This is a genomic window from Corallococcus sp. CA054B, from assembly GCF_003611625.1.
Taxonomy (GTDB): Bacteria; Myxococcota; Myxococcia; order Myxococcales; family Myxococcaceae; genus Corallococcus; species Corallococcus coralloides.
Map to the genome: position 1 here is coordinate 1 of NZ_RAVY01000287.1, position 9,314 is coordinate 9,314.

Below are 9,314 nucleotides of genomic sequence, written 5' to 3' on the forward strand. Positions count from 1 at the left end.
GCCCCCCACCCTTCCTTCCCGAGCAGGCGCATGGCCCGCATCCTCGTCATCGACGACCACGACACCCTCCGCGAGGGCATGACCGTCACCCTCACCCGCTCCGGCCACACCGTGTCCGCGGTGCGGAGCGGGGCGGACGGGCTCGCCGCGTACAAGAAGGGCCCCTTCGACCTGGTCGTCACGGACCTGAAGATGGACGGCATGGACGGCATCGCCGTGACGCGCGCGCTCAAGCAGGCGGACCCTGGCGCCGTCGTCATGGTGGTGACGGCGTTCGGCACCATCGAGACCGCCGTGCTGGCCATGCAGGAGGGCGCCTACGACTTCATCACCAAGCCCTTCCCCCCGGAGGTGCTGCGCGCCAAGGTGGACAAGGGCCTGGAGCTGTCCGCCACGCGCCGCCAGGTGGAGCGCCTCACCGCCCGCACGGACGCGCACGACGCCGACGCCGCCCTCACCCACCGCGACCTGGTGGGCGACAGCGAGCCCATGCAGCGGCTGCTCGCCCAGGTGCGCAAGGTGGCCGCGAGCGACGCCACCGTGCTGGTGCGCGGCGAGAGCGGCACCGGCAAGGAGCTGGTCGCGCGGATGTTCCACCAGCGCTCCCCGCGCAAGGACGGCCCCTTCGTCGTGGTGCACTGCGCGGCCCTGGCGGAAACGCTCCTGGAGAGCGAGCTGTTCGGCCACGAGCGCGGCGCCTTCACCGGCGCGGTGAAGCGCAAGCTGGGCCGCTTCGAGCTGGCCGACGGCGGCACCCTCTTCCTGGACGAGATTGGAGAGATTCCCGCCTCCGTGCAGACCAAGCTCCTGCGCGTGCTCCAGGAGAAGGAGCTGCAGCGCGTGGGCGGAGAAGAGACGCTCAAGGTGGACGTGCGCGTGGTGAGCGCCACGCACCGCGACCTCCAGGCGGAGGTGAAGGCGGGCCGCTTCCGCGAGGACCTCTACTACCGGCTGCACATCGTCCCGCTCACCCTGCCGCCCCTGCGCGAGCGCCCCGAGGACCTGCCCGCGCTCGCGCGCCACTTCGTCGCCAAGCACGCGCCCAGGGTCAACCGGCGCGTCACCGGCATCGACGACGCGACGCTGCACGCGCTCACCCGCCACGCGTGGCCCGGCAACGTGCGCGAGCTGGAGAACGTGATGGAGCAGGCGCTCGTCTTCGCCGAGGGAGACACGCTCACCCCGCAGGACCTGCCCTCGCACCTGGCCGGCCAGACGCCGCGCATGGACGCGGGGCTGCCGGTGCCCCAGGGCGACCGTCCCCTGCCCGAAATCCTGGAGGACCTGGAGCGCCAGCTCATCGCGCGCGCCTACGAGAAGGCCGGCGGCGTGAAGACGGAGACCGCCCGGCTGCTGGGCATCAAGACCTCCGCGCTGTACTACAAGCTGGAGAAGTATGGCTTCCTGCCGCGCGGCGAACGCCCCGAGGAAGCTTCGTAGGCAAAGGAGGGATGCCCGCGCCCGGGGCCTCGGAAATCCGTCATCCGCGCCCCGGCCCCATGACTTTCCACCGTCCGGCCCACCCACCCCGTCCCACCCTGGCCGTGCAGGTGCCCGGAACCACGGCGCTTTCCGTCGGGCCTGGGAACGGGGTAGGAGGGAAGGACTGGCATCCGCCTTGCTGACGATGTTCCCCCGATGATGTTGCGTGCCCTCCCCCTCCTCCTGTGCCTGTTCGTGGCCGCTCCCGCCGGGGCGACGTCCGGCCTGGAGCAGGCGCGCGCGCAGGCCCAGGCGGCGCGCACGGAGGCACGCACCCTGCGCACCCGGCAGCAGGGACTGCGCGAGGAGCTCAACGGCCTGGCCGCGCGCATTGAAGCGCTCAAGGCCCAGCGCCAGGGGAAGCTCACGGCGGGCGGAGAGCTGGAATCCGCGCTGCGCCGCTCGCAGGAGCTGAGCGGAGAGCTCACGGGGCTGGCGCAGTCGGTGTCCGGCGCGGACGGCGAGGTGGAGCGCGCGCACCTGGCGCTGCACACCGCGCTGTCCCAGGAGCTGACGCGGCTGCGCGCGGCGTGGGACGCGACGACGGACCGGACCGAGCGCGCGCGGCTGGTGGAGCAGATGCGGTCCGTGCGCGGCGAACGCGAGGCCGTGCGCGCGGCGCTGCCCGCCTCCCAGGTGCCGGCGCTGGATGGCGCGGCGCGCGGGGATGATCCGGAGGACCTGCTCGCGCAGGCGGACGCGCTGCGCGACAGCCAGGACAAGGTGCGCCAGCGGCTCCAGGCCCTCAAGGCGCGCATCACCGAGGTGCGCGAGGAGCGCGACCTGGACCGCCGCATGAACGACTTCCTGGGCGAGGAGTCCATGTTCGACGACCAGGACCGCCGCCTGCGCATGCGCACGGTGGGCGACCGGGGCCTGCAGGTGGCCCCCACCCAGCGGGGCGGCCGGCTGCCGGTGCTGCTCCCGACCGACTCGATGGTGGAGTCGCCGGACTACGCGGGCGACCCGACCCAGGGTCCGGGGGTCGGAGGCATTCCGACCATGGGCGACGCGTCCTCTGGCCGCGCCACCGCCAGCGACCGGCGGCCCCAGGTGGACCCGGTGCGCGCCCAGGCGCTGGCCGCGGGCGGCATGGAGGACCTGTCCTCGCTGGAGCAGGAGGCCGCGCGGCTGGAGTCCCTGGCGAGCGAGCTGGACGGACGCGCGGGCGCGCTGGAGCGCCGCGCGAAGACGCTGGCGCCCTGAAGCAGCGCCGGAAGCCCTCTGGACGCCCGCTACAGCAGGCCGCCCTCCACCTCCAGCACCACCGTGGCCTGCACGCGCACCTCGCGCTCCGGCAGGCGTCCCGTGCCGCGCAGGATGATGGACATGCTGGGCGCGGCCACGTAGGGCCTCAGGTCCGGGCTGCCGTCCGTGTTCAACCCCACCGTGGGGTTGGGCGGGCTCAGACGCAGGCCCGCGATGCCGTCGCGCGCCGCGAAGCGCGACTCGGAGTTGCCCGCGCGGGCCACGGCCTCCAGCGAGTCCAGGAAGCCGAAGTCCTGTTCCTTGGGGCTCAGGATCTTGAGCGTCATCGACTTCACCTGCACGCGCGTCACCTCGTCCTTGGTGACGTCGCGGTTCTTGAAGTCCTGGTTCTCGTTGAAGTCCAGCGCGGAGAAGCTGCTGATGGAGGGGAAGGCATTGAGGAGCGTGGAGGTGCCGGCGGGGTTCGCGGGCACCGTGGCCTCGCCCTGGACCTCCGTGGTGAAGGACGCCGGGGAACAGGCGGAAAGCCCCAGGCCGGCCACCACCGCCGCGAGGAAGGACGCGTAAGACATGGCCCCAATGTACCGGGCGGCCGGGTGCGCCGTCACCGACCGCGGGCACACCCCGGGTGTCCCGGGGACGACGTGGCCGCACGGGGCACTTGCGAGCGTGGGGATGCCAGCGGGCCGGAGTATGGTGCGCGCGTCTTGGACCGCCGCCTCCTCCCGCTCCTCCTGGCCCTCAGCATCCCCTGGGGCGGAGGTGCGCGCGCGGCCGAGTGGCAGGGCTCGCTCCGGGGCACCGGCCGGCTCCTCGTGGACAGCAATGCCCCGCGCGACTTCACCGACCGCGCCACGCCCGGCCCCGGCGCGGACCTGGCGCTGGGCGTGCTGGGCGTGGCGGAAGGCCGGGGCACCGGCGAGCGGGCCCAGGTGGTGGGCCGGTACGAGCTGGGCGCCCGGAAGTACCTGGACTACGACAACGAGGACACGCTGGTGCAGGCGGGCGCGCTGGAGGGCTCGCTTGCCCTGGGCGCCGAGTGGGGCGTGGGCGCGGAAGGCCACGCCAAGGACCGGCGGGGCGGCAGCCGCGCGTACTCGGACCTGGGCACCAGCCTCTTCGCCGAGTACGCCCCGGACGTGCGCCTGGCCCTGCGCTTTCGCCTGGGCGCCCGCCGCTTCGTGTACCGGCCGGACCACACGGCCGACTTCGGCGGCCCGGAGGTGGGCGTCCTCGGCCGCTACCGGCTGAGCCCGCGCCACACGCTGAGTGTCTTTGGCGACTGGGGTTCGCGCCGCTACGGCCCCTTCGCCCGGCCCGTCCCGGGCGTCAGCACATCCCCCGTGCGGCGGCAGGACGGCGCGCTGCTGGCGGGGGCGGGCTACACGTACCGGGGGCCGGTGAAGCTGTCGCTCACCTATGCCTTCCAGGAGGTCAGCTCCAACAGCTTCGGTGAGACGGCCCTGCGCCACCGGCTCGTCGGCAGCGCCGGGGTGCGGCTGCCCTGGCGGGTGACGCTGCTGGCGCAGGGGACGCTGGGCCTGGCGCGCTACCCGGACGGCATCTTCCTGTCGCCGGAGATCATCCTGGTGGAGGAGGACGAGGGGCAGAACTCGCTGTCCCTCAAGCTGGCCCGGCCCGTCTCCGCCCGCGTGGACCTGGAGCTGTCCTGGGGCCTCTGGAGCACGCGCCTGCCGCGCAACGACCTGCGCTACACGCGCCAGGTGTTCGGCGTGGGCTTCACCTGGCGGGACCAGGACTAGGAGCGAAATTCAACTCAGTCCAGCTCGGCGATGCGCTCGTCGATCTCCTCGGCCAGGCTGGGGTGCTGCTGGGCGAGCGCGTGGTCCCGGGCGGTGGTGAGCACCTCCTTCGCCTTGTCCGTCTGGCCGGCCCCCGCGTAGGCATCCCCCAGGGAGACGAGGGCGGCGGCGTACTTCGGGTCCAGGCGGACGGCGGTCTCCAGGCTCTGGATGGCGCTGTCGTATTCCTTGCGTTCCAGGTGGAGCTTTCCCAGGGAGAACCAGGCCATGGGGGCGTCGGGGAACTGGGCCGTCATCTTCTTGAACTGCTCCAGGCGGGCGTCGCTCATGGACGGAACCCATTAGAGGAGCGCTGGAAGCTTGCCAAGGGTGCGCTAGGGTATCCGCCACATGGCCACGAAGAAGAAGACCCCTGCATCCAAGAAGGCGAAGGCGAAGAGCACGACCCGGGCTCCGGCCCGCAAGAAGACGGCCGCCAAGAAGGCGAAGCCGGGCGTGCGTCCGCCGCCGCGCAAGAAGACCGCCGCCGCGCGCAAGAAGGCCCCGAAGCCCGCGGCGCCGCCCGCTCCTCCCAAGCCCGCGGAGAACGCGAAGGCGCGCGAGCTGGCGCGCCGCATCGGCAACCTGCTGCTGGACAAGAAGGCCACGGACGTCGTCATCCTCGACATGCGCGGGATGACGTCCTACGCGGACTACATCGTCATCGCCTCCGGCGAGAGCGACCGCCAGGTGAGCGCCATGGCGGAGAACGTCCAGGTGCAGCTCAAGCAGGAGGCGCAGCCCCTGCGTCCCATCAGCACGGAAGGCCTGGAGACGGGCCAGTGGGTGCTGCTGGACTACGACGACGTCGTGGCCCACCTGTTCAACGGCGAGGTGCGCGCCTTCTACGACCTGGATGGCCTCTGGGCGGACGCGCCCCGGGAGAAGCTGTCCTAAGGCCGTGAAGGTCCGCCTCCTCTCCATCGGCAAGGACCGCTCCGGGTTGTTCGAGCCCGCCGTGCAGGAGTACGCGCGGCGGCTCGAGCACTACACGCGCTTCGAGCTGCTGGAGCTGAACGAAGCCTCGGGCCGCAAGCTCAAGCCCGGCGAGGCGAAGTCCGCGGAGGCCGCCGCCATCCTCGGCAAGCGCAAGCCGCAGGACTGGATCGTGGCGCTGGACGAGCGCGGCACGCTGCTGGATTCGGTGGAGCTTGCCCGCTACGTCGCCAAGGCGCAGACGGGCTCGAAGGATCTGCTCTTCGTCATTGGCGGGGACGAGGGCCTGGACGACTCGGTGCGTGGCGCGGCGCATCAGGTGATGTCGCTGTCGCGGATGACGCTGCCCCACCGGCTGGCACGGGTGGTGCTCATCGAGCAGCTCTACCGCGCGTTCACCATCCTGAAGGGCGAGCCCTACCACAAGTAGGCGGCCGGGCAGGCAGCCCCGAGGCGATGGGGACCGGGTCGTCAGGGCGCGTGAAGGGACCGCGTCGGAGCGGCCATCATGAACACGTCCTCTTCTGAAACCTCCACGGCCGCCACCGTGCGCATCATCGCCTCGCCCCAGTCCTGGGTGGAGGGCGAGGCCGTCCGCCAACTGGAGGCCGTGTCGCGCCTGCCCGGGATGAGACTCGCGGTGGGCCTGCCGGACCTGCATCCCGGCAAGGGCGCTCCGGTGGGCGCGGCCTTCGAATCCGAGGGCTTCCTGTATCCCTATCTCGTGGGCAGCGACATCGGCTGTGGCATGGGGTTGTGGGACGTGGACCTGCTGACGCGCAAGGCGAAGGCGGAGCGGTGGGCGGCGAAGCTGGATTTGGAAGGGCCGTGGGAGGGCGACACGGCGGCGGTGCTCGCGGAGCACGGCGCGAGCGGCGCGGGCTTCGAGTCGGCGCTGGGGACGGTGGGCGGCGGCAACCACTTCGCGGAGGTGCAGCGGGTGGAGGAGGTGCACGACGCGCGCGTCTTCGAGGCGCTGGGCCTGCGGGAGGAGCGGTTGCTGTTGCTCGTGCACTCGGGGTCGCGCGGGCTGGGAGAGGCCATCCTGCGCACGCATGTGGACCGGCACGCGGCGGGCGGACTGGCGGCGGACTCGGACGAGGCGCGCGCATACCTGACGCGGCATGACGGCGCGGTGCTGTGGGCGAAGGCGAACCGGGCGCTGGTGGCGCAGCGGACGTTGGATGGGATTGGGGCGACGGGGCGGCGGGTGTTGGACGTGTGCCACAACAGCGTGACGGCGCGGCATGCGGGCGGACGCGTGGGGTGGTTGCACCGCAAGGGCGCGGCGCCCTGGGACGAGGGGCCGGTGGTGATTCCCGGCAGCCGCGGAGCGCTGAGCTATCTGGTGTTGCCGGTGGGCACGGGCGAGCAGAGCGCGTACAGCCTGGCGCACGGCGCGGGACGCAAGTGGACGCGCTCGGCGGCGCGGGAGCGGTTGAAGGAGCGCTTCACGGCGGAGTCGCTGACGCGCACGTCCTTCAAGAGCCACGTGGTGTGCGAGGACCGGGACCTGCTCTTCGAGGAGGCGCCGCCTGCGTACAAGGCCATCGACCGCGTGGTGACGGACCTGGTGGAGGCGGGGCTGGTGCGGGTGGTGGCGACGCTGGCGCCGGTGCTCACGTACAAGACGCGAGGCCGCACGGCGGAGTGAGCGGCACGGGGCTCGCACGAGGGGAGCGGGATGCGCTGCCCCTGTGAGGCCCGGTGATGTGGAAGGCCCTGTTGGATTTGATCTATCCACCCATGTGTCTGGCCTGCGCGAAGGTGCTGCCGGGCGTGGGCGCGCTGTTCTGCGAGCCGTGTGACACGGCGCTGGAGCGGCTGCCGCCGGTGTGTTGCCGGACGTGCGCGGAGCCCGGCGCATTCCCGGGGAACACCTGTCCCCGTTGCCGGACGGTGCCGCCGCCGTTCAGCCGGGCCTGGGCGCCCTTCGCGCACGAGGGGCCGGTGGCGAGGGCCATCCACCGGTTCAAGTACGAGGACCACCCGGACCTGGCGGCGCCGCTGGGGGCGCTGCTCGCGGACGAGGCTCGGCGGTTCCTGAGGACCGCGCCCGGATGCGTGGTGGCGTTGCCGCTGCACGTGCGGCGCTTCCGGAAGCGGCAGTACGACCAGGCGCACCTGCTCGCGGGAGAGCTGGCGAAGGCCACGGGGCGGACGGCGCCGGCGGGGTGGCTGGAGCGCACGCGGGAGACGCGCCGGCAGGTGGGGCTGAGTGAAGCGGAGCGCGCGGGCAACGTGGCTGGAGCGTTCGTGGCGTCGCGGGCGGTAAAGGGACAGGAGGTGTTGCTCCTGGATGACGTGTTCACCACGGGATCCACCGCGCGGGCCGCCGCGGTCGCGCTGCGGAACGCGGGGGCCACGCGCGTGGAGGTGCTGACGTTGGCGAGGGCGTTCACCCTCGCCTGATGGCCGTGATTCAGCCCTGGGACTTCTTGAGCCGGGCGAGCTCGGCCTCGAGTTCCTTGAGACGACGCTCCAGGCCCTCGCGGCACTGCAGCTCGGCCTCCAGTTGGACGACACGCTCTTTGTAGGTCAGCAGCGGCGTGGCGCTCGTCCAAAGCTGGAGACGCTCTCCTTCGGCCTGAAATTCGAGTCCCAGCACATTGGAAACGTATCGCCCCCGCTGTGGTTCCAGGCGGGTGTAGACGCGCGCGTCGGGTGTCGCGAGCCGGTAGCACTCCAGCGTGCAGTGGCGTCCGTCGAGGATGAAGTACTCGGGAATCCCCAAGCGGGCGTAGCGCTGCACATTGGCTTCGGCGGCCGTCTTCCGGTCGCCGCCCGCGTGCACCTCCATGACCCAGTCCAATCCGTGGGCCTCGGCGCTACAAACCCACTTGTCGCGAGTGCGCTGTTCCGCATCCAGCACGACCAGCAGGTCCGGCGCGAAGCGTGGCTCCTCGGGATAGTAGATGGGGAGCGCGGAGCTCACATAGGCCCGTCGGGACTGCTGGGCCCAGTATCTGCGCAACACGTTCCAGACATAGGTGCGCGGACCGGTGTGCCAATCCCCCTCTGGCATTGGCATCTCATTCCAGGTCACCTCGCCGGGCAGGGACGCCACGACCTGTGCCCGCGCCTCTTCGTCCATTGCATCCCATGCAGCCTGGGAGGGTGCGCGTGGATAATCGGGCACAACCCCTGGGGTCCCATCTTCCATGAAGGACATGATGGGTCGTCTTGACGACAGGGTCAATCCCACCAAGGTCGTCAATGCTGCGCGGCGAATGACATCCCGCTCCGGGTCTTCGTGCCCGCCGTCATCGGCATCGTGCTCAACACCCCGCCGTTCCTCTGGGGAATGCGGATGCGCGTGTTGCCGATCATGGTCGACAGGTGGTGAATCAGCGCGTCTTCGCCGTCTCCAGCGCGAGCGCCTCACCGCGCAGCTGCGCGTCCAGCCAGAACGTCCCGCCCGGCACGAGCGAGGCCAGGAACGCCACGGCGATCCGCTTCACGCCCCAGCGGTATTCGATGGCCGCCATCATCAGCGTGTAGAGGTACGCCACGAACAGCACGCCGTGCGCCATGCCCACCACGCGCACGCCCAGGGGCATGTGCAGCACGTACTTCAACGGCATGGCGATGAGCAGCAGCACCAGGAAGGACAAACCTTCCCAGAAGGCAACGGCGCGGAAACGGCCAAGGGCGGTCTTCAGCATGACATCCTCTCTCCTCCGCCCCTCTCGCACCGTCAAGGCGCGCGGCCGGAGAAGTATCGCCTTCCGTCGTCAGCGCGGTGAGCCCCGGTGATACCGACAGGAATGCCTGCCCGCTCCAGCTCCAGCCTGACGTCGTGACCCGGGGGCCACGGACCGGATGTCGGACGCATCACGCCCGGCGCCTTCCTCCCCCCATCCCCCCCGGAGGCTGTTATCCCCC

General features: G+C 71.4%; 11 protein-coding genes. 7 read left to right on the forward strand and 4 right to left on the reverse strand.

Annotated features, from left to right (window positions below):
• Positions 1-30 precede the first annotated feature (30 nt).
• Positions 31-1,440: a sigma-54 dependent transcriptional regulator gene (locus D7V80_RS38575; RefSeq protein WP_120592810.1), complete on the forward strand. Its 1,410-nt coding sequence runs from the start codon at positions 31-33 to the stop codon at positions 1,438-1,440.
• A 198-nt stretch (positions 1,441-1,638) separates the two neighbouring features.
• Positions 1,639-2,688 (forward strand): TetR family transcriptional regulator, encoded by a 1,050-nt coding sequence (locus D7V80_RS38580; RefSeq protein ID WP_120592811.1) that lies wholly within the window; start codon positions 1,639-1,641, stop codon positions 2,686-2,688.
• Positions 2,689-2,717: 29 nt separating this feature from the next.
• Here the strand turns inward: D7V80_RS38580 and D7V80_RS38585 are convergent, their stop codons facing one another.
• Positions 2,718-3,263: a hypothetical protein gene (locus D7V80_RS38585; protein WP_199738967.1), complete on the reverse strand. Its 546-nt coding sequence runs from the start codon at positions 3,261-3,263 to the stop codon at positions 2,718-2,720.
• 135 nt (positions 3,264-3,398) lie between these two features.
• Here D7V80_RS38585 and D7V80_RS38590 point away from each other — a divergent pair, with 135 nt between their 5' ends.
• Positions 3,399-4,454 (forward strand): hypothetical protein, encoded by a 1,056-nt coding sequence (locus tag D7V80_RS38590; protein ID WP_120592813.1) that lies wholly within the window; start codon positions 3,399-3,401, stop codon positions 4,452-4,454.
• Between the two features lie 14 nt (positions 4,455-4,468).
• Here the strand turns inward: D7V80_RS38590 and D7V80_RS38595 are convergent, their stop codons facing one another.
• Entirely contained in the window at positions 4,469-4,783 is a 315-nt protein-coding gene (locus tag D7V80_RS38595; protein WP_120592814.1) for a tetratricopeptide repeat protein, read from the reverse strand.
• Between the two features lie 61 nt (positions 4,784-4,844).
• Here D7V80_RS38595 and rsfS point away from each other — a divergent pair, with 61 nt between their 5' ends.
• The 4 genes from rsfS (at position 4,845) to D7V80_RS42405 (ending at position 7,841) form a co-directional block, all read left to right on the forward strand.
• Positions 4,845-5,390 (forward strand): ribosome silencing factor, encoded by a 546-nt coding sequence (gene rsfS / locus D7V80_RS42400; RefSeq protein ID WP_199738968.1) that lies wholly within the window; start codon positions 4,845-4,847, stop codon positions 5,388-5,390.
• A 4-nt stretch (positions 5,391-5,394) separates the two neighbouring features.
• Positions 5,395-5,859 carry a 23S rRNA (pseudouridine(1915)-N(3))-methyltransferase RlmH gene (locus D7V80_RS38605; protein WP_014394001.1) on the forward strand — a complete coding sequence of 155 codons (465 nt, stop codon included), beginning with the start codon at positions 5,395-5,397 and terminating at the stop codon, positions 5,857-5,859.
• A 78-nt stretch (positions 5,860-5,937) separates the two neighbouring features.
• Positions 5,938-7,083, forward strand: a complete 1,146-nt coding sequence (locus D7V80_RS38610) for an RNA ligase RtcB family protein (protein WP_120592815.1) — start codon at positions 5,938-5,940, stop codon at positions 7,081-7,083.
• A gap of 56 nt (positions 7,084-7,139) precedes the next feature.
• The gene (locus D7V80_RS42405) at positions 7,140-7,841 is read left to right on the forward strand and encodes a ComF family protein (protein WP_199738969.1); all 702 of its coding nucleotides are present in this window, start codon (positions 7,140-7,142) and stop codon (positions 7,839-7,841) included.
• Positions 7,842-7,851: 10 nt separating this feature from the next.
• Here the strand turns inward: D7V80_RS42405 and D7V80_RS38625 are convergent, their stop codons facing one another.
• Positions 7,852-8,523 carry a Uma2 family endonuclease gene (locus D7V80_RS38625; protein ID WP_233586047.1) on the reverse strand — a complete coding sequence of 224 codons (672 nt, stop codon included), beginning with the start codon at positions 8,521-8,523 and terminating at the stop codon, positions 7,852-7,854.
• A gap of 253 nt (positions 8,524-8,776) precedes the next feature.
• On the reverse strand, positions 8,777-9,094 hold the full coding sequence (locus D7V80_RS38630) for a DUF3817 domain-containing protein (RefSeq protein WP_120592816.1): 318 nt from the start codon (positions 9,092-9,094) through the stop codon (positions 8,777-8,779).
• Between the last annotated feature and the right edge of the window lie 220 nt (positions 9,095-9,314).

Excerpts from the sequence above, each read along its gene's own strand:
- D7V80_RS38575 (WP_120592810.1), top strand. The coding sequence starts at position 31 with ATGGCCCGCATCCTCGTCATCGACGACCACGACACCCTCCGCGAGGGC.
- D7V80_RS38580 (WP_120592811.1), top strand. The coding sequence starts at position 1,639 with ATGATGTTGCGTGCCCTCCCCCTCCTCCTGTGCCTGTTCGTGGCCGCT.
- D7V80_RS38585 (WP_199738967.1), bottom strand. The coding sequence starts at position 3,263 with ATGTCTTACGCGTCCTTCCTCGCGGCGGTGGTGGCCGGCCTGGGGCTT.
- D7V80_RS38595 (WP_120592814.1), bottom strand. The coding sequence starts at position 4,783 with ATGAGCGACGCCCGCCTGGAGCAGTTCAAGAAGATGACGGCCCAGTTC.
- rsfS (WP_199738968.1), top strand. The coding sequence starts at position 4,845 with ATGGCCACGAAGAAGAAGACCCCTGCATCCAAGAAGGCGAAGGCGAAG.
- D7V80_RS38610 (WP_120592815.1), top strand. The coding sequence starts at position 5,938 with ATGAACACGTCCTCTTCTGAAACCTCCACGGCCGCCACCGTGCGCATC.
- D7V80_RS42405 (WP_199738969.1), top strand. The coding sequence starts at position 7,140 with ATGTGGAAGGCCCTGTTGGATTTGATCTATCCACCCATGTGTCTGGCC.
- D7V80_RS38625 (WP_233586047.1), bottom strand. The coding sequence starts at position 8,523 with ATGGACGAAGAGGCGCGGGCACAGGTCGTGGCGTCCCTGCCCGGCGAG.
- D7V80_RS38630 (WP_120592816.1), bottom strand. The coding sequence starts at position 9,094 with ATGCTGAAGACCGCCCTTGGCCGTTTCCGCGCCGTTGCCTTCTGGGAA.